This is a genomic window from Ruegeria sp. B32, from assembly GCF_025141855.1.
GTDB lineage: Bacteria > Pseudomonadota > Alphaproteobacteria > Rhodobacterales > Rhodobacteraceae > Ruegeria > Ruegeria arenilitoris.
Map to the genome: position 1 here is coordinate 440,975 of NZ_CP081106.1, position 26,741 is coordinate 467,715.

Consider the following 26,741-nt stretch of genomic DNA (forward strand, 5'->3'; position numbering starts at 1 on the left):
AAGACGGGGACATGCGGGTGTCATTGCTGGGCTATGGAGCGATCACGCAAGGGTGGTGGTACAAGGGCCAACCGCTGATCCTTGGCTATGACGACCCGACCGAATACCTGAACGACCCGTTCTATCTGGGCGCGCTCGTCGGGCGGGTTGCCAACCGGATCGGCGGCGCAGGGTTCGATTTGGACGGCACTTATCATGCGCTGATTGCGAACGAAGGGTCGAATACGCTGCATGGGGGAGCAGAAGGGCTCTCGCGCCAGTTCTGGCAGGTCGAGCAGCTTTCGCCGTGCGAGGCGGTGCTGGTCCATGTCTCGCCCCACGGCGCGGGCGGATTTCCGGGGGCTGTGCGCTTCGAGGTCAGGGTCCGGTTGGATTTCCCTCGCCTGACATATTCGATCTCTGCCTGGCCGGACAGGCCGACCCCGATCAGCATCGCGCAACACAACTACTACACGTTGGGGTCCGCTCGAGGCATCTCCGAGCACCGATTGCAGTTGGCGTCAGATCGTCACTTGGAACTGGACGATCAGGGGATACCGTCTGGCGGGATCGTCGACTCTGCATCGGTCGGGCTGGATTTCGCGGCCCCCGAACCGATCGGACAGGCCGCCACGGACCTCGATCACTTCTTCCTGTTCGGCACCGGCGGCAAGGTGGCCCAACCGGTTGCCACCCTTGCGGCGCCGTCGGGATTGACGATGACGGTCCATTCCGATCAGCCCGGGGCGCAGGTCTACTCTGCCGCCCATTTGTCCGCGCCATTTGCGCCGCATGCCGGGCTCTGTATCGAGCCATCGGGCTATCCGAATGCGCCGAACGTCCCCGCGTTCCCCTCGATCATATGTACGTCCGAGAAACCGTATCACCAGACGCTGATGCTTGAGATATCCGAGGCAGGGGCATGAGCGTGATCCGTTCCTTATCGGCCTTGGCTGTTTTCGCCAGCTTTGCCACCGGGACAGCGGCCCAGAACCTTGGCCCGGCTCCCGAGTTCATCGAGCCCGACCTTGCGATCGTGGAACTGGGGCAAATGCTGTTCTACGACCCGATCCTGTCGGGAAACGAAAACATCAGTTGCGCCACCTGCCACCACCCAAGGTTCGGGACCTCGGACGGGATGTCGCTGGGCATCGGAGAAGGCGGGATTGGGCTGGGCAGCGCCCGCGGGCTTGGGTCTGACAACCTGCCCGAACAGCGCATCCCGCGCAATTCCCCGGCCCTCTGGAACCTTGGCGCGACCGAGTTCACGACGTTTTTTCACGACGGCAGGCTCGAGGATGCTCCTGAGCAACCTTTCGGCATCAGAACACCGTTGGGGCAGCATATGCGGCCGGGGTTCCGCTCGGCATTGGCGGCTCAGGCCATGTTCCCGGTTCTGTCGCCGGATGAGATGGCCGGACATTATTCGGAAAACCCGATCAGCAAGGCGGTGCGGCTGGGCCTTCTGACGCAACAGGGTGGTGCATGGGACCTGATCGCCGGGCGGGTGGCTTTGGTTCCGGAATATCAAAGGATGTTCCGCGACGTGACCCCCGAAAAGGAGGTCTCGTTCGTAGCCATCGCCAACGCGATTGCCGACTTCATCGCCTTTGAATGGCGTGCCGACAACAGTCCCTTTGATCGCGCGATGCGCGGAGAGGAACCTCTGCCGCCCGACGCGGCGCGCGGCATGCAGCTGTTTTACGGCAAGGCCGGTTGCGGATCGTGCCATTCGGGGTGGTTTCAGACTGACCACGGGTTTCATGCGATCGCGATGCCGCAGATCGGCCCGGGAAAGGCTGCTCGTTTTGAAAACCACGTCCGGGATGATGGTCGACTGCGCGTAACCGGTGCAACCGAAGATGCGTTTGCGTTCCGGACGCCGTCGCTGCGCAATGTGACGCTGACTGCGCCCTATGGTCACGATGGCGCCTATGCTCGGCTCGAGGACGTGGTACGGCACCACCTTGACCCCGAAGGCGCGTTGCGGCGCTACTCGATCGAAATGGCAGATCTGCCTGTCTTTCCCGGAGCCGATGATCAACGGCCGCTACAGGATCCGGCCTTGGTCGATGCCATCGCCGCGGCCAACGAACTGCAACCGATTGCCCTGTCAGATGCAGAGATTGACGACATCCTGAGCTTTCTGGCTGCACTGGAGGATCCCGCCGAACGGCTGGGTGTACCAGAGCGGGTGCCCAGTGGGCTGCCAGTCGACAAGTGATCAGCGCCGCAGTCGGATGATCCGGTTGGTGTCGTATGTCTCCCAGTCCGAGCGGTCTCCGCCGGGCCAGACGACACGAATGTCCACGGTCCTGGCGTCGCCCAGACCGAAATGATGCGGCCCTGCCATCCCGCTGGCATGGCCTCCGCCGATCGTGATCTCGCGGGTCTGAAATCCGGCAGCGGTCCGGACTTCGACAAAGGCGCCGATGGCCTGAGAATTGATGTCATGCTGGCCCAGATTCACCATGACCCAGTTCCCTGTTGCGGGCTGGTTCTGATAGATTTCGGCGGGTGATCCGCGATTGACTACAACCAGGTCCAACCAGCCGTCATTGTTCAGATCATGCAGCGCGGCGCCGCGAGATTTGGCCATCGACGCCACACCGGCCTCAGCCGCGGATTCGAAAAACTGACCGGATTCCAGCTGCAGCAACAGACTGTTTGGGTCGTCCTGCGCCGCATCCGGCATCTGTTCGACATTGCCCTTCGCGACGAAAATGTCGTCACGCCCATCGTTGTTCACATCCGCGAATTGCGCGTGCCAACCGGTCGATGGTCGCCCGTCCGCGCCGATGTGCGGCCGATGTGCGGTCGTGCCCTTGTCATAGGTCGCATCACGCCATGTGGGACCGCCGGCCTTGGGGTCGAAAATCTGGAATTTCTGATCTCCCATCGAGGTCAGGTAGACATCGGGATAGCCATCCCCCGTCAGATCGCGCGAGGCGATGCCCATGCCCCAGATCGAATAGGGCAGCCAGCCTTCGGCCTGATCATACAGGCGCGGAGTGTCTTCCATCGCCCACATCTGTTCCTGTCCGTCACGGACATAGTAGTGCCGATCGTTGCTGATCCGCAGATCCGCGCGCCCGGTCCGGCCCCAATCCGAGAACAAAGCCGACAGCGCACAGTATCCGGGTTCCAGCCGAACGGGCGGGCCATAGGCTTCGCCAAGGGGGCGGTACAGCAGAGTGGGGCCGCAGGCCTCGAATGGGCCATTCGGATTGTCGCGGTCCACATAGGTTCCGAAGGCCAGAGTGGGCAGTGTCCGCCCGGGTTCCCACGTGGCCGAGAAGGCCGTGGTCCAGTGGTCATCGGGCTCAAACCCCGGCCCCGCGAATGGGCTGAACTGGCAATCGGGCCCACCTTTGAGCAACAGGTCCGGCCCAACGCGCAGAACCACAAGGTCCAGGAGGGTATCGCCGTCGATGTCCATCGGGTAGGCGCCGGTTACACCTGTCAGCGACAGCGGCTCTGGCGTGTTGGCCTGGAAGGAGATTTGCGCCTGAGAGGTGTTTCGGAACAGCTGCGATGGGTTCGCCCCACCAGCAAGGAAGAGTTCCGGTAAGCCGTCTCCGCTGCAGTCGAAAACCGCGACGCCGCCACCCACGAAATGCTCCCAACCGCCGTCGTAGACATGAGAGGGAACATCGATCGGTTGATACCGGGGGATGGCAGGATCGGCACTGGCGGTCGTGGCGAGGGCCGCCACAAGGGCGAGTTCAGCTCGCATGGGCTGCGATCTCCTGCACCTTCAGGATGGACACTTGCTCGATCCCGTAGGCCGCCGCGCCCTTGGCCCACATGAGGTCGCCCCAATGATGCACCTTGATCTCGGGCAGGGCGGTGTCGACATTCACCACTCCGTTTCGAATGCGCGCCATCACGTCGTCCGAACACAGGTGCTCAAAGCTGACCTGTGCTCCGGACAGAATGATGCAATCTGGGGCAAACAGATTGATGAGGTTGGACAGGCCCAAGCCGAACATCTGGCCGGCGCGGGCCAGAACGGAAACGGCCCGTTGGTCTCCGGCGTGCGCGCGGTCGTGAATGTCGGAAACGGTTTCCAGCGCGCTGCTTTGCCCGGCGACGGTCATTTCTCGGATCAATGCATAATCGCCGACATAGGCCTCGAGGCATCCCCGTTGCCCGCATTGGCACAGCGCCCCGTCCAACTGGACCTTGGCGTGCCCGAATTCGGCCCCGCAGCCGTGGTTGCCCCGGAACAGCTTGCCGTCCAGAACGATGCCCAGTCCGACACCGTGCTCGATCGTGACGACAAGAAAGTTCGACAGGCCCTTGCCCAGCCCGAACAGCTGTTCGGCCTTGGCCACCAGGTTCGCATCGTTTTCGATGAAGGCCGGGCACGGCAGGCCTTCGTCCAGAAACGCGGCGAAGTTCACATTGCGCTCGGTGATCGAAGATGACCAATGCACGAAATTCCTCTCGGCATCGACCAAACCGGCGATGCCTATGGAAACACCTGAAAGCCCGTCGATCGTACGGTCGATCTTTGCGCAGGTCTCCTCAAGCGCAAGGCGCACAGTGCGGACGAAATCGCGCGGAGACATTCTGGCATCTTGCAAGGCGTACATGTGCGAGGTGACTTCGTTGCCTTCGAAATCGACCAGGATGACCGAGATTACCTGGCGCGCGACCTTGAGGCCCGCCACAAGATAGGAGGGCCCGTCCAGTTGCAGAAGAACCCGCGGCCGCCCGCGTTTGGCAGATTTGGAATGCGCCTCGCCTTCGGTCTCTCGGACCAGGCCGGCGGAAATCAGGTCAGCGGTTGCAGCGGTGACGGTCGCCGGGCTGGTCTGCAGGGCCGATGCGATGTCGATCCGCGAAATCGATCCCTTGGTCCGGATATGCTCCAACACCCGCAGGCGCGTGGCATTCCGTTGGTCCAGCGAGTTTTGAGAAGCCTTGCTTTTCAGCATCTTGTCTCCGCGAATCTTCTGTTGGCCTCAATCTATTGGGATTTGAGGTCCACGAACAGAGTAAATATTTTACCCGCTGAAATAAATATGATACGCAGAAATACGAGGGCCGCGAATCATGACGCGATGGCCCCATCAACGGGAGGAAATCATGAAACGAATTCTCAGCTTTTCAGCTGCTGTTGCCATGGTTGGCTCGGCTGTCTTTGCCGAGCCGGTCGTCGGTGTAAGCTGGTCCAACTTTCAGGAAGAGCGCTGGAAGACGGACGAAGCGGCAATCAAGTCTGCGCTTGAGGCCGGTGGGGCCGAATATATCTCGGCGGACGCCCAGTCGTCCGCGGCCAAGCAGCTGTCGGACATCGAAAGCCTGATCGCACAGGGTGTGGACGCTCTGATCATTCTGGCGCAGGACGCGCAGGCCATCGGTCCGGCCGTACAGGCCGCCGCGGATGAGGGCATTCCCGTCATCGCCTACGACCGCCTGATCGAGGACGATCGCGCCTTCTACCTGACCTTCGACAATGTCGAAGTGGGACGCATGCAGGCGCGCGCCGTGTACGAGGCGATGCCCAAGGGCAACTACGTCATGATCAAGGGTTCGCCTACGGATCCGAACGCGGACTTCCTGCGCGGTGGTCAGCAGGAAATCCTTCAGGCGGCGCTGGACAGCGGTGACATCGTGATCGTCGGTGAAGCCTATACCGATGGCTGGTTGCCCGCCAATGCGCAGCGGAACATGGAACAGATCCTGACCGCCAATGAAAACAAGGTCGATGCGGTTGTCGCGTCGAATGACGGGACCGCAGGTGGCGTTGTCGCGGCGCTGACCGCGCAGGGCATGGAAGGTATCCCAGTGTCGGGTCAGGATGGCGATCACGCCGCGCTGAACCGCGTAGCCTTGGGTACGCAGACCGTTTCCGTCTGGAAGGACGCACGCGAACTGGGCAAGGCCGCCGGCGAGATTGCCGTCGCACTCAGCAGTGGCACCGACCCGTCGGAAATCGACGGAGTGGTCAGCTGGACCTCGCCGGGTGGAACGACGATGAATTCTGTCTTCCTGGCTCCGGTTCCGATCACCAAGGACAATCTGTCGGTTGTTGTGGATGCCGGATGGATCGCGCTGGAAGATCTGTGCCAAGGCGTCGAGAACGGCCCCGCACCCTGCAACTAAACTCCAAAGTCCCCGGCCTGCATGGGCGGGCCGGGGACCCTTGCTGAATATGAAAGATCGGAAATGACCGAAACTTCGTCTCAGCCGATACCTCAGAAAACCAAGCCAAGCCTGTTCCAGCAGCTGGAACTGGACATGCGGCTTTTGGGCATGATCGGCGCATTCGTGATCCTGTGCATCGGGTTCAATATCGTCACTGACGGGCGGTTCCTGACGCCCCGCAACCTGTTCAACCTGTCGATCCAATCGGTTTCGGTGGCGATCATGGCCTGCGGTATGGTGTTCATCATCGTAACCCGGCACATCGACCTGTCCGTTGGCGCTTTGCTGGCGACCACCTCGGCGGTAATGGCCATGACGCAGACCGAGTTGTTGCCGCGCGTGTTGGGGATGGGTCTGGACCATCCCGCCACCTGGATCATCACCATTCTGGTCGGTCTTGCCATCGGAACGCTGATCGGAGCGTTTCATGGCTGGATGGTCGGCTACCTGACCATTCCGGCGTTCATCGTGACTTTGGGTGGCTTTCTGGTCTGGCGCAACGTCGCCTGGTATCTGACAAGCGGGCAGACAATCGGGCCGCTGGACAGTAATTTCATGATGTTCGGGGGAACGAACGGAACGTTGGGAACAACGGCAAGCTGGCTGTTCGGGTTGTTTGCGGCGGCCATTGCGATCTGGGCGCTGTGGGGCAGCCGCCGGGCCAAGGCGGCGCATGGCTTCCCGGTCAAACCCGTCTGGGCCGAGGCAACGCTCGCCGGTATCATTGCCGCAAGCATCTTGGGATATGTGTACATCCTGAACAGCTATGCCATTCCGACGCGCCGGTTGCAGCGTATGTTCGAAGCCCGCGGCGAGACGATGCCCGAGGGCCTGATCGTCGGGTACGGCATCCCGATCTCGGTCCTGATCCTGATCATCGTCGCTGTGACCCTGACGGTCGTGGCCCGCAAAACCCGTTTTGGGCGCTATATCTTCGCGACCGGCGGCAACCCGGACGCAGCCGAGCTGTCGGGTATCAATACCCGCCTGCTGACCGTCAAGATCTTTGCGCTGATGGGCTTCCTGTGTGCGGTTTCGGCAGTGGTCGCCTCGGCGCGGCTGGCCAACCATTCCAACGACATCGGAACACTGGACGAACTGCGAGTGATCGCGGCTGCGGTCATTGGCGGAACCGCCCTGTCCGGCGGGATCGGCACCATCTATGGCGCGATCCTTGGTGCGCTGATCATGCAGGCGCTGCAATCGGGCATGGCCATGGTCGGCGTGGATGCGCCGTTCCAGAACATCGTCGTCGGAAGCGTGCTGGTTCTGGCCGTCTATATCGACATCGTCTATCGCAAGCGATTGGGTGGAAAATGACGCAAGCGCAGGAAACTCAGAAAACGCCGCCGGCATCCGGTCGCGGATCCGGGCAACCACCTCTGGTCGAGATGCGAGACATTTCGATCTCGTTCGGCGGGATCAAGGCCGTCGACCAGGTCTCGGTCGATCTGTATCCCGGCGAGGTGGTGGGATTGCTTGGGCACAACGGGGCTGGCAAATCGACGCTGATCAAGGTCCTGTCCGGAGCCTATCAGATGGACCACGGGCAGATCCTGATCGACGGCAAACCGGTCGAGATCAACAATCCGCGCGACGCGCGGGCCAACAATATCGAGACGATCTACCAGACCTTGGCCTTGGCCGACAATCTGGACGCCACCTCGAACCTGTTCCTGGGACGCGAAATGACTACGCCATTCGGTCTGGTCAACGACGCGGCGATGGAGGCCGAATGCCGTAAGATCATGGCGCAGCTGAACCCCAATTTTCAGAAGTTCAACGATCCGGTTTCGGCTCTGTCCGGAGGCCAGCGACAGTCGGTGGCCATCGCGCGGGCTGTCTATTTCAACGCCCGCATCCTGATCATGGACGAACCGACGGCCGCCTTGGGCCCACACGAGACGCAGATGGTTGCCGATCTGATTCACCAGCTCAAGGCGCAGGGGATCGGAATTTTCCTGATCGACCATGATGTCCATGCGGTCATGGATTTGTGCGATCGGGCCTCGGTCATGAAGAACGGCAAGCTGGTCGGCACGGTCGATATCGCGGACGTGACCGACGACGATCTGCTGTCGATGATCATTCTGGGCAAGCAGCCCGGTCAAAACTCGGAATAGGGGCAGGTATGACAAGCGGTTTCTTCGAGGGTATCGAAAAGGTCCGGTACGAAGGCGTAGACAGTCGGAACCCGCTGGCGTTCCGTCACTATGACCCGGACGAAGTGGTGTTGGGCAAGCGCATGGAGGACCATCTGCGCTTTGCCGTCGCCTGGTGGCACTCTTTCGCATGGGAGGGCGGAGACCCGTTCGGTGGTCCGACCCTTGTTCGCCCGTGGCACCCGCAAGACGACATGGGACGCGCCCGGATGAAGGCCGATGTCGCCTTTGAGATGTTTGAAATACTGGGACAGCCCTATTTCTGCTGGCACGATGCGGATATTCGCCCCGAACAGGGCAACTTTGCCGAAAACCTGCGCACGCTCGAGGAAATCACCGACTATGTCGGTGAAAAGATGCAGGCGTCGGGAACCAAGCTGCTTTGGGGCACCGCCAACATGTTCAGCCATCGCCGCTGGATGGGGGGTGCCAGCACGAATCCTGATCCGGACGTCTTTGCCTTTGCCGCAGCAACCGTGAAATCCTGTATGGATGCGACCCACAAGCTGGGCGGCGAGAACTATGTGTTGTGGGGCGGGCGCGAAGGCTACGAGACGTTGCTGAACACCGATCTGGGGCTGGAACTGGACCATATGGGACGGTTCCTGAACATGGTGGTCGACTACAAGCACAAGATCGGGTTCAAGGGCACCATCCTGGTCGAGCCAAAGCCACAGGAACCCTCCAAGCACCAGTACGACTACGACGCCGCAACCTGCATCGGGTTTCTCAGGAAATACGGGCTGGAAGACGAAGTGAAGCTGAACCTGGAACAGGGCCACGCGATCCTGGCTGGCCACAGCTTTGAACATGAGATCGCCGTGGCGGCGGCCGAGGGTATGCTGGGTTCGATCGACATGAACCGGAACGATTATCAATCTGGATGGGACACCGACCAGTTTCCCAACAACGTGCCCGAAGTCGCGTTGGCCTACTACTACATCCTCAAGGCCGGAGGGTTTTCGACCGGGGGCACGAATTTCGACGCCAAGATCCGCCGCCAGTCGATCGACCCCGAGGATCTTGTCGCGGCGCATGTGGGCGGCATGGACGTCTGTGCCCGCGGGTTGAAGGCCGCCGCCGCGATGATCGAGGATGGCGGGCTTGATGCCGCGTTGACCGACAGATACTCCGGATGGGGCAGCCCGGAGGCGCAATCCATGCTTGCCTCATCGCTGGATGAAATCGCGGCTCGAGTGTTGGCCGAAGGTATCAATCCCGAGCCTCGATCCGGAAGGCAGGAGCGCTTGGAGAACTACGTCAACAGGTTTGTCTGACGGCTAAAGGTTCAACGGTTCCGCGCCCGGAAGCCTAAGACTGGTTCGGTTTAATCAGCCGGTATTCATGACTTAAGACCGACTGTGCACCACCGGGCCATATTCGAATGCGTGTTGTGGGCGCCGGTCCTCCGCGGCGGGTGCCCCCGATCGACCCGCGTGCCTTCTGGCTTCAATCAGATGCCGGGACTACCAGCCCAAGTTCTTTGTCCGATGCCGTCCCGGCATATTTGTCCCGCGGTGGCATTGGCCTCGACTTCCAATGTGGCTCGAACGCAAAGCTCGACACTTTGCGGCCGCCCACCAACGCTCCGTTTCCGGCACCCAATGCATAGTCGTAGTAGAGTTTCACGATTTCGTCTTGTGTCACCTGCCCCGTGGCCTCATGGGCCATGCAGGCGGCTTTCCAGTTTCGGACTCTGTCGTACTCGCCGTTTTGCGGGAGTTCAAAGTCTTCGTAGTATTCCAGAAACCAGAAGCGCTGGAACATCGGTGTGAATACCGCCTCGGCCAACCCGAACTGATCGAACAGAAAAACACCGTTCGGGTTGTGGGTCAGAAGAAAGTCATTGAGGTCACGATAAAGCGCGAGCAGTTTTTCGTTGTGGGCATCTTTCTGCGCGGGGTCCTGGTTCATCACATAGACGTAGCCGGTCATCGTGAAGGCGCCCTCTTTGGCAATCAGCATCGACTCGACCGCATGCTCGGCCGGGTCGCTGCGCCGCAGCTTTGGCCCTTCGAGCATTTCATCGAGATAGCGCAGGATCACCAGGCTTTCCTTGATGATCTGCCCGTCCAGAGTCTCGAGAACCGGCAGAGCGGTCGTTCCGCGCGTTTTCTTCAGCAGCTCTGGATCGCGGGGTTTGGTGATGTCCACGACGCGGAACTCCACCCGGTCCCTCATCCCCCGCAACGCCAGCAGAATTTCAAGCCGCTGTGAAAAGGGACACACAGGAATATGATAGACGATGTGCTGGGTCATGACGTTCAATCCAATGGAGGGCCAGTAAATGACAGGTTGTACTTGGCGGCTACGGCCTCGATGTCCGGCATGTCTTCCGGAATTTTGTACTGGGCCGTTGCCATGGCGTGGAAAAAGCCCTCGAAACCTCCCGGTGTGAGAATGACAAGGTGACGGCTGGGCTCATCACCGATGACCTTGAACGTATGTTCTTTTCCGCGGGGTATGAAGATGCTTTCGCCCGGGCCGACACGCGTTTCGACACCTTCGACCCAGACTTTGCAGACACCGGTCAAAATCACGAAGACTTCGTCTTCTGCCTGATGGATGTGCCGTGGCGGACCGCTTCCGACCGGCGAAAGGCTGTCTACAATCGACATGGCGCCCCCGGTTTCAGCGGGGTCCAGAATTGTTTTGTAACGAACGCCCTGCCATTCGAGCGTGGCGTCATCAACCAGATGATCATGCATCGCTTCTGTCCTTTGATCCGACATGAAACGAAAGCGCTTTCGGTACCTTACTTGTAGGCGCAAAAAACGGTATCAATCTAACGAAAGTTCATAATACGCGGTATTACCGACATGAATTTCGCAACGCTTGATCTGAACCTGCTCCGTGTTCTTGACGCGATTCTGACGGCGGGGTCCACCACCAAGGCAGGGGAAAGACTTGGGGTCTCGCAATCCGCAGTGTCGAATGCGTTGAACCGCCTGCGGCACGCCTTGGGTGACGATCTGTTTGTGCGGCGGGGAAATCAGCTTGTCCCAACGGATTTTGCGGTTTCGATCAAGGACGGGCTGCGTGAGGAACTCAATCGACTGGAAAGTCTGCTGAGCCGCAATGACGATTTCGACCCCAGGCAGGCATCCGAAACTTTCAAGATCGCGGCCAGCGACTTTTTCGCCGAGCTGCTGATGCCCGGCCTTGGGGGCGTTCTGAACCGCAAGGCTCCGAAGATGGTCGCGCAATTGGTGGATCTTGTTCCCGAGAACTATGTCGAGAGTCTTGAGCGCTACAATGCTGATCTCGCGTTGATCCCGGATACAGATGCACCGGATTGGATCAGCCGAGAGGTGCTGTTCCGGTCGTCCTTCATGGTCGTCGGCCGCGTTGACAATCCGTTCCTTGCACAGGTCGAAGACGGCACCGAACTTCCGATGGAAACCTTCTGCGCCTTGTCGCATGTGCTGTTTTCACCCGAGGGCAAACTGGCGGCGATGGGTGACGCGGCTCTGGCGAAAGTTGGTCGAAAAAGGCACGTCGCGATGACGCTTCCGGTGTTTTCAGGGGTGTGCCGAGTGGTTAGTGCAAGCGATCTTGTGGCCTTGGTGCCTTCTCAGCTGGCCAGGAAGTTTGCGCCGGAGTTCGGCCTGAAGGTCCTTGCCCCGCCGTTCGAAATCGAACCCGTCAACATCATAGCTATCTGGCACAGACGATCGGATGCAAATCCGATGGCAAAATGGATGCGGCAACAAGTGTTCGATCTGCTGAAGCCGCTGGACACCAGGTAGCCGGACAAGCGCGGGTTGAGTTTCTATTTGCTGACGATTTCCATCGAATAGGTGCGCCGGGCCGAGGCCGGCGGCGGCGGGAAGGGCGCGGCGGCCCGGACCTGCGCCAGTGCGACCTGATCCAGCCGGGCCGAGCCCGAGCTGCGGGCAACGCTGACCGACGCCAGCGCGCCGTTGTCGGCGATGCGAAAGGCCACCAGAACCGAGCCTTGGATATTCACGCTTTTGCGACGGGCGCGCAAAATCTTGCGCTTGACCAGACCGGCATAGGTGCTGGCCTCGGCATTTCCCTGTTTCTGCGCGGCGCGGTTCGTCCGTTTCGCCGAGGCCGCCCCGGTCACCGCCTTGCCGGTGGCGCTGCCCTTTTTTCGGCTGTCCGCGGCATTGCCGGTCGGGGTGGGTGGTTTTGGAGGCCGGGCCTGTTGAGGCTCGGGTTTTTGCAGGGTCGGCGTATGGGCGTTCTGCCGCTGGGCCGGGGCCTGCGCCTGCACCCTGATGGCCGTCTGCGCGCGCGCACGGTCCGCCGGGGCCTCTGGCGCGGTCTGTGCTGGGGCAACGGGTGATTGCTGCGCGGCCGCCGGGGGCGAGGCTACGGTTCCGGCCGCGTAATCCCGGAACGAGGACCCCAGCGCCGCAGGGGCAACCGCGCCACCGCCTTCGATGAGAACCGCTTCGTCCGTGTCGAATTCGAACAGGGCGGCGGCGTGGGTCGCGGCGGCCAGCACGACCAGCACGGCGGCCATGATGCGGGATTGCGGGATCATGGCAGGCCCCGTTCGGTCACGACGAAGACCCGGTTGGCGCCCAAGGTACGCAGGGCGTCGCTGATCTGTTTCAGCCGCACCGCCGGCAAGGCCCGGTCGGGCACCAGCCGCACGGCGTCCAATGGCAGGTCGATCGAGGCGCGCTCGACATAGGCCGCTACATCCGTCAGCTCGGCCCCGCGATATTCCAGCACGCCGTCGGCGCGGATGACCAGCGCATCCGGCGGCTCGCGCCCTTCAAGATCCGCCGTCCGCACCAGTTGCACCGCCTGGCCCAGAGGCGGCGCCAGCGTGCCTGCGATCATGAAGAAGACCAGCATCAGAAAGACCACGTTGATCAGGGCGATCGTCGGCTCGCGGCCGGGTTTCGTTTTGGGGGTCAGCCGGATCATCCGATGACCTGCGTGCTGAGCCGGGACACGGGCGCAAGGGCGGTCAGCAAGTCGATCAACTGCTGCGAGGTCGCCCCGCCGCCCAGGCTGATCAAGGCCAGCTCGTCGGTCCGGCCGTCGAACCGGGCGGCGACCGCTTCGGGCGCGACTTCGGTGCCGTCTATCAGGATGCGGTCGCGTTCCAGCTTGATGAACCGGATGGACCGCTGGGCCTGCGCCCCGCCCGCCGCGGCGGTGGTCAGCTCGACCTCGGCATATTTCGAAAACGTCGAGGTGAGCATGAAGAACAGCAGCAGCAGAAAGATGACATCGATCAGCGATGTCATCGACAGGCGCCGGCGCCGCCTTTTGCGGGTTTCAAGCGCCATGGGCCAGCGCCTCTGAGGACGGGATGGCCGGGCGTGACGCGGCGGCGTGGCCGGGGGCAAACACCGTGCGCAGCGCGCGGTTGGCAAAGACCCGTTCGCGGGTCATCCGCGCCTCGAACCAGGTCAGGACCAGCGAGGTGGGCATGGCCACGGCCAGCCCCGCGGCGGTCGTCATCAACGCAACCCAGATGCCGCCGGCCAGCAGCGCCGGATCCACCGCGTTGCCGGCCTCCTGAAGGGTTCGGAAGGCCTCGATCATGCCCAGCACGGTGCCGAACAGCCCCAGCAGCGGCGCAAGCTGCGAGACCATGTCCAGCACGTTCAGTCCGCGTTCCAGCCCGGCAAAGCGCGCCTCGGCCTCGGCATCGGCGCGGTCCATCAGTTCCGGCCCGTGCCCCTCCAGCGCCATGGCGACCACCGGCGCCAGATAGCTGCGGCTTCGGTCCAGATGCGCGCGCGCGGTTGCCCGGTCGTTGCGGTCCCAGGCTTCGATGGCCTGCGACAGCTCGACATGCCGCCCGACCCCGGCGGCCTTGTACTGCCACAGCTTGTAGAGGATCAGCGCCATGGTCGCGACCGAGGTTGCGATCAGCACGGCCACGACCGGGCCGCCCAGGTCCAGAATTGCGGTCAGTCTTTGCAGAAACGCATCCATCGGGTCATCCAATCAATTCGGTCTCGAGGCGGCTGCGCAGCGTCAGGCCGGATAGGCAGGCATCGGTCAGATCGCCGGGATAGGCGCAGTCCTGCACCCCGTTGATCAGGATCCGGCTGATCTGATTGCAGGCCAGGCCGGCGAATTTGAACTGGCGTACGCGGGGCCGCCCGGCGGGCAGGTCCTGGAAATCCAGCAGCGTCAGCAGGGCCACTTCGCCTTGCGCGCCGAACAGCACCGTTTCATAGACGGCGCCGCCGATATCGGCGGGATGGGCGTTTTCGACCACGAAGCTCAGCAGGCAGCCCTGATCCTGGTCCACGGCCGAGCTGAGCTCGATCGTGACGCCGCCCGCGCCCTGCGTGTCTTCGGCACTGGCCAACCCCGCCCCCGCGATGGGGGGCAGGGCCAGCAGGACCGCCCGAACAAGGTGATGCACGGCTTTTGTCATGACGGGTCCTTTCCGTGTGGGGTTCAGAAGGTCTTGGCCAGGGTCAGCTTGAAATTCCGGCCCGGCGAATTGCGGGTCGACAGGTTCGGCTGATAGGCCTTGTCAAAGATGTTCTCGATCCCGGCGCGCAGTTCGAAGCCTGCCAGCGCGCCCTCTTGCGGCAGATAGGTCGCGCGCAGGGTGTTCACCCCGTACCCGCCCACCGGATCGCCCGAGGAATCGAGCCCCGACCTCGCGCCGAAGATCTCCCAGCTGACATCCAGGGTTTCGCCGAACCGCTTGCCCAGGGTGATCCGCGCCGAATCCGTGGGTTCGTTGCGCCACGGCGATCCGATGCCCGCCGCGCTGAACTCGGTGGCGTTCACGATGTTGGCGTTGAAATCGACGTAGAAGCCCGTGGCATGGGCATAGGAGGCCTCGATCTCGACGCCCTCGGTTTCGACCTTGGACAGGGGCTGGGACGGAGTGCCCGACACGTACGAGGTGATGTCCCACAGATCGGTGCTGTAGAAATTGACCTTGGCGCGCAGGGCGTCGCCGGCGGCGAAGATGTCGCCGCGGTCATAGGAAAAGCCGGCCTCCCAGGTGCGGGATTTCTCGGGCTGGGTCATGTAGAGCGGTGTGCCCAGATCGTCGATGATCGGCAGGCTTTCGGTATAGGCCCCGCCCGCGAACACCGCGAAGCCGCTGGCGAATTCGTAACGGGCCGACAGGCCGCCCATCAGCGCGTCGTTGTCATAGCTGGCGTTGAAGGGCGCGGCCGCGTCGCCGTTGCCCTTGATGTCCTGCGTTTCATACCGCAGCGCGGGCGTGACGGTCAGCTGGTCGCCGAACTGGATGTCGTCAACGGCAAACAGCGCGACGCGACGGTCGGTGCCGCCCGGCGCCGATGGGGCGTCCAGCCGCTCGCGCTCGATGAATTCCACCCCGAACCGCAGATCATGCGACGCGGCCCCGGTCTGGAAATACGCGCTGTTCTTGATCGTCAGCTTGGTGGTTTCGTAATTGTGCGTGGCATCGGCCAGCGCCCGGATGCCGGGGAAGAAGGGCGTTCCCTCCAGGCTGGACGAACCGGGCACATAGCTGCTGTCGATGGACTGCTCGGAATAGCTGAGATTGACGTCCAGATCGACCAGATCGTTGCCGGCCGGCCGGTACTGATAACGCAGAACGGCGATCCGGGTTTCTATGTCGCGGTCCACGTTGCCAAAGGCGTCCGCCGTCGTACCGAAGGAATCATAGGGCACGTCGCGCTCTTCCGAGGAGGACTGGTTCCAGGTCGCGGTGATCGAATGTTCAAGGTTGTCGCCAAAGCTGTATTTCCCCTTGGCCAGCAGCGACGGCAGGGTAAAGGCGCTGTTGCCGATCGAGTCGCCGTTGCCGTCCTTTTGATCGCTTTGGTCGCGATAGGTATAGTTGAACAGGAATTCGGTCTGCCGGTTGGGTTGCCACGCCAGGATCGACGACGAGGCAAAGCCGTTGCCGTTGGAATACCCCTCGAGCGTCTGGCGGAAGCGGAACCCCGGTTCGCCACCGGTAAAGTCGGACGCGTCCTTGGTTTCCAGCTGAACCACGCCGCCGACGACGCCCGAGCCGTACTCGAAGGACCCGACCGTGCCGCGGATGACCGAGACGCTTTTGTACAGCTGCGGATCGGTGAACAGCTGGTTGCCGATCCGGTACAGCTCTTCCGCGCCGGTGGTGGCGCCGTCGACCAGGATCAGAACCTTCTGGTCGGTGCCGAAGGTGCCGTTGGCCCCGTATCCGCGGATGTTGATGCCCGATCCTTGCGGGGTCGAGCCGTTCACCAAGGTGACGCCGGGAACCGAATCGATCAGCTCGGCCACCGTGTTGGCCTGACGGTCGTTGATCTCTTCCTGGTCGATATTCGTGACCGGAACCCCGGTGCCGGTCTGGATCTCGCGTTTGCTTTCGCCCAGTTCCAGGGTCCCGAGGAACCCGTCATCCTGTTCCTGCGCCCAAACCATGGACGCCATCAAACCAAGGCAAGAGGCAGTCCCAAGCAGGCCTGCAATATGAGTACGCGCACGCATTTCTGTCCCTTCGAAACAAGTGTGAGGACCGGAGATGCTTGCAGGTCGCTGGCGCTGGTCGGTTTCTTTGCTGTTTTTTGGAATCGCCTGTTCGTGGCGACTTGTGTTCGTTAATAAAGGTGACTAAAACAGTCAACATAATTTCGTGCCTGAAATTCCGGCACTGCCAGCAGGACGCTGTTTGCGATCAGCACCCGGGCCAGCACCCCCTTGGAACCACGAAGAAGACGGGAAACCCGCTATGGAACAGGTGCTTATGGCTCCTCAGGATATTCGTGCTGCCTATGCGCAGAAGACAGGTCAGCGAGACCGCGATTTCGCGCAAACGCTGGGGTTGAGCGAGGGCCAGCTGGTCGCGGCCTTTGCCGGGCAGGGCGTGACGCGGCTGAACCTTGGCCTTGACGGGCTGTTCGGCCAGTTGGCCGGTTTGGGCGAGGTCATGGCGCTGACGCGTAACCCGTCCTGCGTGATTGAAAAGATCGGGCGATACGACAATTACCACAGCGGCCAGCATGCCGCGATGGTGCTGACCGAAGAGATCGACCTGCGCATGTTCCCCGCGCAATGGCACCATGTCTTTGCCGTCGAGCGGGAAACCGAGGCCGGTCTGCGCCGCTCGATCCAGGTGTTCGATGCGGCCGGGGACGCGGTTCACAAGATCATCCTGCGCGATGGCTCGGACTTGGGCCACTGGGACGGCTTGGTCCGGACACTGGCTGCCGAGGATCAAGGCCAGACGATGGCGGTCATGCCGCGCAAACCGGCCGAAGCGCCCAAGGCCAATGCCGACAAGGCCGACGCCCTGCGCCACGAATGGGCCCAGATGACGGACACGCACCAGTTCCTGCGCCTGACCTCGAAGCTCAGGATGAACCGGCTGGGCGCCTATCGCATCGCGGGCGAACCGCTGGCCCGCGCGGTTGATCCCGCGGCGGTCACCGGCCTGTTCGAACAGGTGCGGGACCGGCAGATCGAGGTGATGATCTTCGTCGGCAACCGCGGCTGCATCGAGATCCACGGCGGCCCGGTGCAAAATCTTCAGCAGATGGGGCCGTGGTTTAACGTGCTGGATCCGGGCTTCAACCTGCATCTGCGCAGCGATCACATCGCCGAGGTCTGGGCCGTCGACAAGCCGACCCAGCGCGGCCCGGCGATCTCGGTCGAGGCTTTCGACGCGGACGGCGCCCTGATCCTGCAGATCTTCGGGCGCCGCACCGGCGAGGCCGATCATCGCCCTGCCTGGGACGCGCTGGTGGCCGCGCTGCCCGGCCCGGCCGATACCGGAGCGGCATGATGCGGCGCCTGGTGACACTCTGCGCGGCATTGCTGGTTTCGGCGGCGGCCGCGCAGGCCGAGAGCAAACGCGTGATCGCCATCGGCAGCTCGCTGACCGAGATCGTCCATGCCCTGGGCCAGCAGCACCGGCTGGTCGGCCGTGACCGCAGTTCGACCTGGCCGCCCGAGGCGGCGGATCTGCCCGATGTCGGGTATCGCCGGGCCCTGTCGCCCGAGGGCGTGCTGTCGGTTGCCCCCGACCTGATCCTTGCGCTCGAAGGGTCGGGCCCGCCCGAGACCATCGCTGTGCTGCAGGAGGCCGGCGTGGATTACGTCACCATTGCCGACGAATTCTCGCGCGATGGCGTCATCGACAAGATCCGCGCCGTGGGGGCCGCGCTGGGGGCCGAGGCCGAGGCCGAAACCCTGGCGGCCGAAACGGCGCGCCGGCTGGACCGGGCGCTGGCCGAGGCCTCCGCCGCGCAGGGTGCGCCGGTGAAGGTGCTGTTCCTGCTTTCGGCACGGGGCGGCGAGTTTGTCGTCGGCGGGGCCGAGACCCAGGCCGACACCATCATCCGCATGGCCGGAGGCAAAAACGCGGCCGCCGATGTGACGGGTTTCAAGACGATGACGCCCGAAGCCATGGCCGCCACCGCGCCGGACGTGATCCTGATGATGGAGCGTCAGGGCGGGCCGATCCTCTCGGAGGAAGAGCTGTTCGCGCTGCCCGCGGTCCGGCTGACTCCGGCAGGGCGGAACCGGGCGCTGATCCGGATGCCCGGCGCCTATCTGCTGGGCTTCGGCCCGCGCACCGCCGACGCGGTCATGGATCTGTCGGCCGCATTGCGGGGCGTCGGGGGCTCATGATGCTGGCACTGGACAACGGCGCGCGCCCGTCCGCCGCGGCCCGCAGGTCGCGGGCGGCATGGGTGACCCTGGCCCTGGTCGGCCTTCTGGCCGTGACCAGCGTGGCCAGCATCTCGGTCGGCGCGTCCGAGGCCTCGTTGAAGATGGCCGTGTCAGATCTGCTGCATGGCCGGGGCCTGTCGGATCTGAACCGGATCGTGCTGTGGGACATCCGCCTGCCGCGGCTGGCGATGGGCATCCTGGTCGGGGCGGCGCTGGCGGTGTCGGGCGTGGTGATGCAGGGGCTGTTCCGCAACCCGTTGGCGGATCCGGGCATCGTCGGCGTCAGCGCCGGGGCGGGGCTGGGCGCGATCACCGCCATCGTCTTCGGCAACCTTCTGCCCGCCGCTGTTCTGGCCTGGGTCGGCAGTGGCCTGGTCGCGGTTGCCGCCTTTCAGGGCGGCTGGGCTTCGGTCCTGATCCTCTATCGCGTTTCAACGCACCAGGGGCAGACCTCGGTGGCGACGATGCTGCTGGCCGGCATCGCCCTGGCGGCCCTGTCGGGCGCGGTGTCGGGGGTCATGGTGTATGTCGCCGACGATCAGCAGCTGCGCGATCTGACCTTCTGGGGCATGGGCTCGCTGGCCGGTGCGACCTGGACCAAGGTCGCCACCGCCGCGCCCTTGATCCTGGCGTCGATCCTGTGCGCGCAGCGTCTGGCCCGCGCCCTGAACGGCCTGGCCATGGGCGAAGCGGTGGCGCATCACATCGGCATTCCGGTCCAACGCAGCAAGAACATCGCGATCCTGACGGTGGCCGCCGCCACCGGCGCGGCCGTGGCCGTGTCGGGCGGGATCGGGTTCATCGGTATCGTCGTGCCGCATCTGCTGCGGCTGGGCACCGGCCCCGATCACCACCGGCTGCTGGTGAATGCAGCCTTGCTGGGCGCCGCCCTGCTGCTGGCCGCCGACATGATCAGCCGGGTGATCGTGGCCCCAGCCGAGCTGCCGATCGGCATCGTCACGGCCATTCTGGGCGCGCCGGTGTTCTTCTGGATCCTGCTGCGCCGCCACGGATCGATGGGAATGTGAATGATGAAAGCTGAAAATGTCAGCGTCCGCATCGGGCGCAAGCAGATCCTGCGCGATGTGGATTTCCTGGCCGAACCCGGAGAGGTCACCGCGATCATCGGGCCCAACGGATCGGGCAAATCCACCTTGCTCGGGGCGCTGTCGGGCGACATCCCGCACACCGGCCGGATCACCTTGAACGGCCAGGACATCGCGGCCCTGCAGCCCTGGGAACTGGCGGCGATGCGGGGCGTTCTTCCGCAATCCTCGGCGGTCGCCTTTCCCTTTACCGCGCTGGAAGTCGTACGGCTGGGCCTGCCCGGTGGCCTGGCCGACGGCGACGACGCCTTGCCGTCGCGCGCGCTGGCGCATGTCGATCTTGCGGGGTTCGAGCCGCGCTCGTACCAGAACCTGTCCGGCGGTGAGCAGCAACGCGTGCAGCTTGCGCGCGTTCTGGCCCAGGTCTGGAGCGCGGTGCGGCGCGACAGGCCGCGCTGGCTGTTGCTGGACGAACCCGTCGCCAGCCTGGACATCGCGCATCAGTTCACGGTTCTGCGCATCGCGCGCGAATTCGCCGATCAGGGCGGGGGCGTCGTGGTCGTGATGCATGACCTGAACTTGACCGCGTTGTTCGCCGACAAGGTCTGCGTTCTGTCGAACGGAGAGGTCTGGCGCACCGGGGCTGTTTCGGACGTCATGACCAACGAGGTGATGCGGCAGGTCTATGGCATAGATCTGCCGGTCAGCACGCTGCCGGCAACTGACGTTCCGTTTGTCTTGCCGCAGGCGCTGGTTTGAGGCTTAATCCCCACTGAACCAAACTGCATGGCAGCCAGATTTCAAGCAGCAGGCGTGCCAATCCAACGTACGGTCCCACGGGCTTCACCCCGACGCGTGGGACCGTGGTTCGGAATTTAGCGAAACCATTTTGCGAGAATTTCGAAACCGTGACCTCGGTTCGAAGTTGCGCTTGATGGGTCAAACGGCAGGTGCTTCACTTTTTTCAGTGCGGGGCGTGTTCACATGCGAAACGCGCTCAATACACCCGAGACGCTGACCCGATCTCGACGATCTGGCCCGTCCGCCCGATCGCTTTCGATCAACGAGAATCAGCGCCGAAGACGACCAACATGGAGAGATGCAACATGAACAAACTTGCTACGTTACTGGGGGGCGCATCGATGGCGGTCGCTGCCCCGGTTTTTGCTGCCGATATCGTGATCGGTGTGCCGAACTGGGCGTCGGTGAACGCCACCGCGCACATTCTTGAAGTCGTTATCGAAGAAAACCTTGGCCTTGATGTCGAATTGCAGAACGGCACCAACCCCATCGTTTTCGAAGCGATGGATTCCGGAGCGATGCACGTCCATCCGGAAGTCTGGATGCCGAACCAGCAGAACCTGCACGACACCTATGTCAAGCAGAACGGCACAGTCGTGATGAACGAGAACCCGGTTCAGGCCGAGCAGGGTATGTGCGTTCCGACCTACATTGCCGAGGAATATGACATCAAATCCATCGACGACCTGAGCGATCCGGACAAGATGGCCATCTTCGACACTGACGGAAACGGCACCCCGGAGGTCTGGATCGGCGCACCCGGCTGGGCGTCGACCGTGGTCGAGAAGATCCGCGCCAAGTCCTATGGCTATGACCAGATCTTCGAACTGACCGAGTACGAAGAAACCATCGCCTATGCCAACCTGGCAAACGCGACCAAGGCCGGCGATCCGTGGATCGGTTTCTGCTACAGCCCGCACTACATCTTCGTGACCCAAGAACTGACCGTGCTGGAAGAGCCGCCGCATGATCCGGCCACCTGGACGATCGTTCAGCCCACCGATGACCCGGACTGGCTGGACAAGTCCGAGGCCTCCACTGCGTGGAACGGGGCAACTCTGCACCTGCACTACGCCAAAGAACTTGAGGAAAATCACCCCGAGGTCGCGGCCCTGTTCCGCAACTACCAGATGCAGGGTGATGATCTGAGCGCGATGGGCAAGGCGCTGGCCGTGGACAACATCGAAGCAGCCGATTTCGCCCGCCAGTGGGTGGCTGAAAACGAAGACACCGTTATCGGCTGGTTGACGAACTAAATCACAAACGCATGGGGCCGTCGCGACTGATCGCGGCGGCCCTTTGCCTGTTTGCCGGGATGCAACCCCGTAGATGAGGGGCAAATGGACGAACCTGTCGTAAAACTAGAAAATGTCTGGAAAATTTTCGGCGCACGGGCCGAAGAAGCCATGGCTGCGGTCCGGAATGAAGGTATTGGAAAACCTGAAGTTCTTGAAAGATTCAATTGCGTGGTGGGTGTTCAAGGCGCCACGTTCGAAGTGCCGCGTGGCGAGATTTTTTGCATCATGGGCCTGTCGGGTTCAGGCAAGTCGACCCTTGTGCGCCATGTCAATCGCCTGATCGAGCCCACGGCCGGAAAAATCGAGATCATGGGGCAGGACGTGTCCAAGATCTCCGAGTCCGAGCTGCGCCGCATCCGCGCGCAGCAGATCGGAATGGTATTCCAGCACATGGCGCTGATGCCGCACCGTTCCGTGCGCGACAACGTGGCCTATCCGCTTGAGATCCGCAAAGTCTCGAAATCCAAGCGCTGGGCGGTCTCCGATCATGCGCTGGGCCTGGTGGACCTGACCGGCTACGAGGACCGGCTGCCCAAGGAACTGTCGGGCGGGATGCAGCAGCGCGTAGGCATTGCGCGCGCGCTGGCTTCGGACCCGGAAATCCTGTTGATGGACGAACCGTTCTCGGCACTGGATCCGCTGATCCGGCTGCAGTTGCAGGATCAGTTCAAGGCGCTGGTGGCGCAGCTGAAAAAGACCACGCTGTTCATCACCCATGACCTGGACGAGGCCATTCGCATCGGCCACCGCATCGCCATCATGAAGGACGGTGTGATCGTCCAGATCGGCACGCCCGAGGACATCGTGATGAACCCGGCCGACGACTATGTGCGCGAGTTCGTGCAGGGCATATCCAAACTGAAACTGGTCAAGGCACATTCGATCATGGAGCCGCTGGACAGTTATTCCGGCCCGCTGGATGGCGCGCCGCGTGCCGATGAGGGCGCAGACCTCGACCAGCTGATCGATCTGGCCGTGAACACCGAGCTTCCGGTGGTGATTACCGATGGCGGTCAGGATGTCGGCGTCGTGACCAAACCACGCCTGTTGCGCGGAATTCAGGGGGGCAAAAATGACTGATGCAACCACGGAATTGAAAGTCACGGCCGCCTCCGACATCGAGGTGGACCGCGAGGCGCTGGATCGGTCGATCCACGAATTCGCAGGCCCCAATGGTGATTATTACGTCAACGCCTTTCACAAGATCCACGATGCGACCAGCCCGATCCCGAACACGTTCAACCTGTGGGCGGCGGTGCTGGGGCCGTTCTGGTCCGCCTCGCGGGCGATCTGGGGGATGTTCTGGACCTTCCTGATCCTTGAGATCATCGCTTGGGTGCAGATCGGTCGCGGCGCCTGGGGTAACCCGGGGGCCGATCTGGCCGAACGCGCGGCCCGTCAGCAGGAACGCGCAAACGAGCTGCTGGCCCGCGCGGCGGATGCAACCGAGAAGGCAGACATAGACCGGTTCAACAAACTGGCCGCAAATATCCAGAAAGCGGCGGACAGCAGCCTTGAGAAAGCGCAGCTGGCACAGTCCGAAGCCCTTGGGATCATGGTCACCGGGCTTCTGATGCTGTTGGTTTTCAAACTGGTTCAGGGGTTCTACGCTGACCGGGTGTACGAAAAACAGTACTCGAACTGGCGGATCAACCCCGACAGCACCGAAAGCGGCCGCTCGACGCGGAACACGGTTCTGGGGGCGGTTCTGATCGCTGCGATCGGACCGCTGATCGTTTACAAGTTCACAGTGAATGCCTCGCTTCCGCTGCTGGATGCCTTCCCCGAAAAACAAGTGTCCGAGATGATACTCGGGCCTGATCAGGGCACATTGTTCTCGGTCGTGGCCAGTTGGATGGAGGCCCGGATCGACGCCGCAGCCGCCGCGGGCGGAGACATTTTCGACGGGATTGTTGCCGGTGTGCGCTCGGTTCTGGACGGGCTGACCGTGGCCCTGATCGGGTCGCCCTGGCCGGTGGTCATGCTGGTGATCTGCGTGACCGCGTGGCGCGCGGCGGGTCCGCGCGTGGCGATCTTCACCGCCGCGTCGTTGGCCTATATCGCGCTGCTGGGCTATTGGGACGTGGCGATGGAGACGGTGGCTTTGGTGGGCGCGGCCGTGCTGCTGTGCGTCACCTTCGGCATTCCGCTGGGCATCTGGTTCGGCAAATCCAAACGCGCCTATCGCGCGGCCGAGCCTGTGCTGGACCTGATGCAAACCCTGCCGGCCTTCGTCTACCTGATCCCGATCATCGCCTTCTTTGGCACCGGCAACCCGCCGGGCATCCTTGCTACGATCATCTTCGGCATGCCGCCGGTGATCCGCCTGACGGCGCTGGGCATGCGCGGGGTGCCGGAAAGCATCAAAGAGGCCGCCGTGGCCTTTGGCGCCTCGAAATGGCAGTTGCTGAAGGACGTGGAAATCCCGCTGGCGCTGCCGTCGATCATGACCGGCGTGAACCAGACCATCCTGATGTGTCTGTCGATGGTCGTGATCATCTCGCTGATCGGCGGCGGGGGGCTGGGCAAGGAAATCCTTGAGGCGCTGCAATACGCGGCCAAGGGGCCGGGCCTGCTGGGTGGCTTTGCGATCCTGTTCCTGGCCATGGTCATGGATCGCATCGTTCAGGGCGCCTTCCGACGCGAAGACGAAAAGATCTGACGCGACAGCCGCCCCTCTGGAACACCAATTGGGGCGGTTTCACTTCAGGGCGGGGAGACACGATGGCGGACCGCTACGAACAATCCATGATGGACAACCTGTACTGGTGGGGCGTGCCGACCCTGTTCCGGTGCCCCCATGTGGGGCCGCAGGATCAGGATATCGCCCTTGTGGGCGTGCCGCATTCCGCCGGCAACGGCACCACCGAGCGCGACCAGCATCTGGGCCCGCGTGCGCTGCGTCATGTCTCCGCCGTGCAGCGCCGGGTGCATTCGCTGTTCCAGATCGATCCGTGGTCGAGCGCGCGCATTGCCGATGTTGGCGACGTGCCGTTCCCGCGCGCCAACGACAACGAGGATTGCATCGAGCGTATAACCGCCTTCTACCGTGACATCGACGCCGCCGGTGCGCGGCCCGTTTCGGTGGGCGGCGATCACTCGATCACGGGCGGGATCGTGCAGGCGCTGGGCCGAGGCGAACTGGCGGGCGGGCAACCGGTCAGCTTTCTGCATCTGGATGCGCATACGGATGTGTTCACCAAGGTCGATCATTTCCTGGGGGCCAAGAAGTCCGCCGCGCATTGGGGGGCTTACTTGGCCGATCAGGGGCAGGTGGACCCGACCCGGTCGATGCAGATCGGGTTGCGGGGGCATCCGCGCAGCCTGGACTGGCTGCAGCCTTCATATGACTATGGCTACAACATCGTCACCATGCGCGAGTTCCGCCAGCGTGGCTTGGCCGACGTGGTGGCCCAAACGCGCGATGTTCTGGGCGACCGGCCGGTCTACATCACCTTCGATCTCGACTGCCTTGATCCGACCATCGCGCCGGGCGTGTCGAACCTGGAACCCGGCGAGAAGGGTTTTGACATCGACGAAGCCGTAGGCATTCTGCATGCCGCGCGGGGGCTCAACATCGTCGGCGGCGATGTGGTCTGCATGATGCCGACCAAGGACAGCCCCAACAACATCACCGCGCTGACGGCGGCGGCGGTGATGTTCGAGATGATCTCGATGATCGCCGAGAACGTCGCGCGGGCCTAGCGCCGCGCGTCGATCGCCTGGGCCAGCACGCACAGCAGTTCGAACATTAGCGAAATGCCCAGCCACGCGGTGCCGCCCGCCGGGTCAAAGGGCGGCGAGACCTCGACCAGATCCGCGCCCACAAGGTTCAGACCTTCCAGCTTGCGAATGACCTGCTGGGCCTGAGAGCTGTTGGGGCCGCCGATCTCGGGCGTTCCGGTGCCGGGGGCATGGGTGGGGTCCACGAAATCGATGTCATAGGTGCAATAGCAGGGCGCGTCGCCGACGATGGAGCGGACCTCGGCCATGACATCGTCGATGCCGCGGTCGAACAACTCTTCGATGCGAATGATGCGGATGCCCTGCGCCTCGCCCCATTCGATATCCTCGGTGTTGTAGGCGGTGCCGCGAATGCCCACCTGCACGAAGCGTTCGGGATCGACCAATCCTTCCTCGACCGCGCGGCGGAACGGGGTGCCATGGGTGTATTTGTGCCCGCCGAAATAGCTGTCGAACAGGTCGGTATGGCTGTCGAATTGGATCAGCCCCAGCGGGCCGTCGCTGGCCAGCGCCCGCAGGACGGGCAGGGTGGTCAGGTGATCGCCGCCCGCCGTCAGGGGCACGATGCCGCGCAGCGTCAGGTCGGTGTAGAAGCGGGTGACGCGGTCCAGCGTATCCTCGATATCCACCGGGTTGGGCGGCACGTCGCCCAGGTCGGCACAGTTGACCAGTTCGAACGGGGCAACACCGGTCACCGGGTTCATGGCGCGGATCATGGTGGACTGGTCGCGCAACTGCCGCGGCCCATGCCGCGCGCCGGGCCGGTTGGTGGTGCCCCCATCCCAGGGGATGCCGACCAGCCCAAGCTCGACCAGATCCATCCGGTCGTCGTCCGAGGTCAGGGCCGGCAGGCGCATGAAGGTGGGGACACCGGCAAAGCGGGCCAGTTCCATCGCCGAGACGGGTTGAAAGAACGCATTTGCCATGGGGCCCCCTGT

26 protein-coding genes are annotated in these 26,741 nt (G+C 62.9%); 15 read left to right on the top strand and 11 right to left on the bottom strand.

Translation table 11 applies throughout. The features are described 5' to 3' along the window. Positions 1-11: 11 nt before the first annotated feature. On the top strand, positions 12-905 hold the full coding sequence (locus K3752_RS02395; protein WP_260064703.1) for an aldose epimerase family protein: 894 nt from the start codon (positions 12-14) through the stop codon (positions 903-905). Further along, entirely contained in the window at positions 902-2,203 is a 1,302-nt protein-coding gene (locus K3752_RS02400; protein ID WP_170365093.1) for a cytochrome-c peroxidase, read from the top strand. Before K3752_RS02395 ends, K3752_RS02400 begins: the two co-directional genes overlap by 4 nt. Here K3752_RS02400 and K3752_RS02405 read toward each other — a convergent pair whose 3' ends face one another. Beyond that, entirely contained in the window at positions 2,204-3,715 is a 1,512-nt protein-coding gene (locus tag K3752_RS02405; protein WP_260064705.1) for a CRTAC1 family protein, read from the bottom strand. Further along, positions 3,705-4,922: an ROK family transcriptional regulator gene (locus K3752_RS02410; protein WP_170581974.1), complete on the bottom strand. Its 1,218-nt coding sequence runs from the start codon at positions 4,920-4,922 to the stop codon at positions 3,705-3,707. Before K3752_RS02410 ends, K3752_RS02405 begins: the two co-directional genes overlap by 11 nt. A gap of 151 nt (positions 4,923-5,073) precedes the next feature. Between K3752_RS02410 and xylF the strand changes: the two genes are divergently transcribed. The 4 genes from xylF to xylA all read left to right on the top strand — a co-directional run bounded on the left by xylF (position 5,074) and on the right by xylA (position 9,574). Then, a complete protein-coding gene (gene xylF, locus K3752_RS02415) occupies positions 5,074-6,093 on the top strand; it encodes a D-xylose ABC transporter substrate-binding protein (protein ID WP_170340192.1) in 1,020 nt (339 codons plus the stop codon). Positions 6,094-6,156: 63 nt separating this feature from the next. Further along, positions 6,157-7,455, top strand: a complete 1,299-nt coding sequence (locus K3752_RS02420) for a sugar ABC transporter permease (RefSeq protein ID WP_170340195.1) — start codon at positions 6,157-6,159, stop codon at positions 7,453-7,455. A 71-nt stretch (positions 7,456-7,526) separates the two neighbouring features. After that, complete coding sequence (locus K3752_RS02425; RefSeq protein ID WP_093965003.1) at positions 7,527-8,258, top strand: ATP-binding cassette domain-containing protein; 732 nt, start codon at positions 7,527-7,529, stop codon at positions 8,256-8,258. An 8-nt stretch (positions 8,259-8,266) separates the two neighbouring features. Next, on the top strand, positions 8,267-9,574 hold the full coding sequence (gene xylA / locus K3752_RS02430) for a xylose isomerase (protein WP_170405243.1): 1,308 nt from the start codon (positions 8,267-8,269) through the stop codon (positions 9,572-9,574). A gap of 172 nt (positions 9,575-9,746) precedes the next feature. On the opposite strand, the gene K3752_RS02435 is transcribed toward xylA, so the two are convergent. Continuing rightward, entirely contained in the window at positions 9,747-10,556 is an 810-nt protein-coding gene (locus K3752_RS02435) for a glutathione S-transferase family protein (protein ID WP_170405241.1), read from the bottom strand. 5 nt (positions 10,557-10,561) lie between these two features. Continuing rightward, positions 10,562-11,005, bottom strand: a complete 444-nt coding sequence (locus K3752_RS02440) for a cupin domain-containing protein (protein ID WP_170339584.1) — start codon at positions 11,003-11,005, stop codon at positions 10,562-10,564. Between the two features lie 111 nt (positions 11,006-11,116). Between K3752_RS02440 and K3752_RS02445 the strand changes: the two genes are divergently transcribed. After that, entirely contained in the window at positions 11,117-12,046 is a 930-nt protein-coding gene (locus K3752_RS02445; protein ID WP_260064709.1) for a LysR family transcriptional regulator, read from the top strand. Between the two features lie 23 nt (positions 12,047-12,069). Here K3752_RS02445 and K3752_RS02450 read toward each other — a convergent pair whose 3' ends face one another. Genes K3752_RS02450 through K3752_RS02475 form a run of 6 tightly spaced genes read right to left on the bottom strand, consistent with a single transcriptional unit; the run spans position 12,070 to position 16,673 of the window. Continuing rightward, complete coding sequence (locus K3752_RS02450) at positions 12,070-12,810, bottom strand: energy transducer TonB (protein WP_260064711.1); 741 nt, start codon at positions 12,808-12,810, stop codon at positions 12,070-12,072. Next, positions 12,807-13,202: a biopolymer transporter ExbD gene (locus K3752_RS02455; protein WP_170524668.1), complete on the bottom strand. Its 396-nt coding sequence runs from the start codon at positions 13,200-13,202 to the stop codon at positions 12,807-12,809. Before K3752_RS02455 ends, K3752_RS02450 begins: the two co-directional genes overlap by 4 nt. Then, on the bottom strand, positions 13,199-13,528 hold the full coding sequence (locus K3752_RS02460; RefSeq protein ID WP_260064715.1) for a biopolymer transporter ExbD: 330 nt from the start codon (positions 13,526-13,528) through the stop codon (positions 13,199-13,201). The genes K3752_RS02455 and K3752_RS02460 overlap by 4 nt, the downstream gene beginning before the upstream one ends. Positions 13,529-13,559: 31 nt before the next feature. Beyond that, positions 13,560-14,225: a MotA/TolQ/ExbB proton channel family protein gene (locus K3752_RS02465; protein ID WP_170405232.1), complete on the bottom strand. Its 666-nt coding sequence runs from the start codon at positions 14,223-14,225 to the stop codon at positions 13,560-13,562. 4 nt (positions 14,226-14,229) lie between these two features. Next, entirely contained in the window at positions 14,230-14,676 is a 447-nt protein-coding gene (locus K3752_RS02470; protein ID WP_174819620.1) for a hypothetical protein, read from the bottom strand. 23 nt (positions 14,677-14,699) lie between these two features. Next, positions 14,700-16,673 (bottom strand): TonB-dependent receptor domain-containing protein, encoded by a 1,974-nt coding sequence (locus K3752_RS02475; protein WP_260064720.1) that lies wholly within the window; start codon positions 16,671-16,673, stop codon positions 14,700-14,702. A 298-nt stretch (positions 16,674-16,971) separates the two neighbouring features. Here K3752_RS02475 and K3752_RS02480 point away from each other — a divergent pair, with 298 nt between their 5' ends. The 8 genes from K3752_RS02480 (at position 16,972) to K3752_RS02515 (ending at position 25,764) form a co-directional block, all read left to right on the top strand. After that, complete coding sequence (locus K3752_RS02480; RefSeq protein ID WP_260064723.1) at positions 16,972-18,024, top strand: hemin-degrading factor; 1,053 nt, start codon at positions 16,972-16,974, stop codon at positions 18,022-18,024. Continuing rightward, positions 18,024-18,872: an ABC transporter substrate-binding protein gene (locus tag K3752_RS02485; RefSeq protein WP_311201680.1), complete on the top strand. Its 849-nt coding sequence runs from the start codon at positions 18,024-18,026 to the stop codon at positions 18,870-18,872. The genes K3752_RS02480 and K3752_RS02485 overlap by 1 nt, the downstream gene beginning before the upstream one ends. After that, positions 18,869-19,942 (top strand): FecCD family ABC transporter permease, encoded by a 1,074-nt coding sequence (locus K3752_RS02490; RefSeq protein WP_409233609.1) that lies wholly within the window; start codon positions 18,869-18,871, stop codon positions 19,940-19,942. The genes K3752_RS02485 and K3752_RS02490 overlap by 4 nt, the downstream gene beginning before the upstream one ends. Beyond that, positions 19,943-20,719 carry a heme ABC transporter ATP-binding protein gene (locus K3752_RS02495; protein ID WP_260064728.1) on the top strand — a complete coding sequence of 259 codons (777 nt, stop codon included), beginning with the start codon at positions 19,943-19,945 and terminating at the stop codon, positions 20,717-20,719. It abuts the gene before it with no gap. A 347-nt stretch (positions 20,720-21,066) separates the two neighbouring features. Further along, on the top strand, positions 21,067-22,017 hold the full coding sequence (locus tag K3752_RS02500; protein ID WP_093964480.1) for a glycine betaine ABC transporter substrate-binding protein: 951 nt from the start codon (positions 21,067-21,069) through the stop codon (positions 22,015-22,017). A gap of 84 nt (positions 22,018-22,101) precedes the next feature. Continuing rightward, complete coding sequence (locus tag K3752_RS02505; RefSeq protein ID WP_170339611.1) at positions 22,102-23,139, top strand: glycine betaine/L-proline ABC transporter ATP-binding protein; 1,038 nt, start codon at positions 22,102-22,104, stop codon at positions 23,137-23,139. Then, positions 23,132-24,721, top strand: coding sequence for a proline/glycine betaine ABC transporter permease (locus K3752_RS02510; RefSeq protein WP_260064732.1), 1,590 nt, complete (start codon positions 23,132-23,134; stop codon positions 24,719-24,721). Before K3752_RS02505 ends, K3752_RS02510 begins: the two co-directional genes overlap by 8 nt. A gap of 62 nt (positions 24,722-24,783) precedes the next feature. Further along, a complete protein-coding gene (locus K3752_RS02515; RefSeq protein WP_170390782.1) occupies positions 24,784-25,764 on the top strand; it encodes an arginase family protein in 981 nt (326 codons plus the stop codon). Here the strand turns inward: K3752_RS02515 and K3752_RS02520 are convergent. Beyond that, a complete protein-coding gene (locus tag K3752_RS02520; protein WP_260064733.1) occupies positions 25,761-26,729 on the bottom strand; it encodes an agmatinase in 969 nt (322 codons plus the stop codon). The genes K3752_RS02515 and K3752_RS02520 overlap by 4 nt on opposite strands. Between the last annotated feature and the right edge of the window lie 12 nt (positions 26,730-26,741).

Bases quoted from the DNA above. Each gene is read 5' to 3' on its own strand.
- K3752_RS02395 (WP_260064703.1), top strand. From the start codon at position 12: ATGCGGGTGTCATTGCTGGGCTATGGAGCGATCACGCAAGGGTGGTGG.
- K3752_RS02400 (WP_170365093.1), top strand. From the start codon at position 902: ATGAGCGTGATCCGTTCCTTATCGGCCTTGGCTGTTTTCGCCAGCTTT.
- K3752_RS02405 (WP_260064705.1), bottom strand. From the start codon at position 3,715: ATGCGAGCTGAACTCGCCCTTGTGGCGGCCCTCGCCACGACCGCCAGT.
- K3752_RS02410 (WP_170581974.1), bottom strand. From the start codon at position 4,922: ATGCTGAAAAGCAAGGCTTCTCAAAACTCGCTGGACCAACGGAATGCC.
- xylF (WP_170340192.1), top strand. From the start codon at position 5,074: ATGAAACGAATTCTCAGCTTTTCAGCTGCTGTTGCCATGGTTGGCTCG.
- K3752_RS02420 (WP_170340195.1), top strand. From the start codon at position 6,157: ATGACCGAAACTTCGTCTCAGCCGATACCTCAGAAAACCAAGCCAAGC.
- K3752_RS02425 (WP_093965003.1), top strand. From the start codon at position 7,527: ATGCGAGACATTTCGATCTCGTTCGGCGGGATCAAGGCCGTCGACCAG.
- xylA (WP_170405243.1), top strand. From the start codon at position 8,267: ATGACAAGCGGTTTCTTCGAGGGTATCGAAAAGGTCCGGTACGAAGGC.
- K3752_RS02435 (WP_170405241.1), bottom strand. From the start codon at position 10,556: ATGACCCAGCACATCGTCTATCATATTCCTGTGTGTCCCTTTTCACAG.
- K3752_RS02440 (WP_170339584.1), bottom strand. From the start codon at position 11,005: ATGCATGATCATCTGGTTGATGACGCCACGCTCGAATGGCAGGGCGTT.
- K3752_RS02445 (WP_260064709.1), top strand. From the start codon at position 11,117: ATGAATTTCGCAACGCTTGATCTGAACCTGCTCCGTGTTCTTGACGCG.
- K3752_RS02450 (WP_260064711.1), bottom strand. From the start codon at position 12,810: ATGATCCCGCAATCCCGCATCATGGCCGCCGTGCTGGTCGTGCTGGCC.
- K3752_RS02455 (WP_170524668.1), bottom strand. From the start codon at position 13,202: ATGATCCGGCTGACCCCCAAAACGAAACCCGGCCGCGAGCCGACGATC.
- K3752_RS02460 (WP_260064715.1), bottom strand. From the start codon at position 13,528: ATGACATCGCTGATCGATGTCATCTTTCTGCTGCTGCTGTTCTTCATG.
- K3752_RS02465 (WP_170405232.1), bottom strand. From the start codon at position 14,225: ATGGATGCGTTTCTGCAAAGACTGACCGCAATTCTGGACCTGGGCGGC.
- K3752_RS02470 (WP_174819620.1), bottom strand. From the start codon at position 14,676: ATGACAAAAGCCGTGCATCACCTTGTTCGGGCGGTCCTGCTGGCCCTG.
- K3752_RS02475 (WP_260064720.1), bottom strand. From the start codon at position 16,673: ATGGCGTCCATGGTTTGGGCGCAGGAACAGGATGACGGGTTCCTCGGG.
- K3752_RS02480 (WP_260064723.1), top strand. From the start codon at position 16,972: ATGGAACAGGTGCTTATGGCTCCTCAGGATATTCGTGCTGCCTATGCG.
- K3752_RS02485 (WP_311201680.1), top strand. From the start codon at position 18,024: ATGCGGCGCCTGGTGACACTCTGCGCGGCATTGCTGGTTTCGGCGGCG.
- K3752_RS02490 (WP_409233609.1), top strand. From the start codon at position 18,869: ATGATGCTGGCACTGGACAACGGCGCGCGCCCGTCCGCCGCGGCCCGC.
- K3752_RS02495 (WP_260064728.1), top strand. From the start codon at position 19,943: ATGATGAAAGCTGAAAATGTCAGCGTCCGCATCGGGCGCAAGCAGATC.
- K3752_RS02500 (WP_093964480.1), top strand. From the start codon at position 21,067: ATGAACAAACTTGCTACGTTACTGGGGGGCGCATCGATGGCGGTCGCT.
- K3752_RS02505 (WP_170339611.1), top strand. From the start codon at position 22,102: ATGGACGAACCTGTCGTAAAACTAGAAAATGTCTGGAAAATTTTCGGC.
- K3752_RS02510 (WP_260064732.1), top strand. From the start codon at position 23,132: ATGACTGATGCAACCACGGAATTGAAAGTCACGGCCGCCTCCGACATC.
- K3752_RS02515 (WP_170390782.1), top strand. From the start codon at position 24,784: ATGGCGGACCGCTACGAACAATCCATGATGGACAACCTGTACTGGTGG.
- K3752_RS02520 (WP_260064733.1), bottom strand. From the start codon at position 26,729: ATGGCAAATGCGTTCTTTCAACCCGTCTCGGCGATGGAACTGGCCCGC.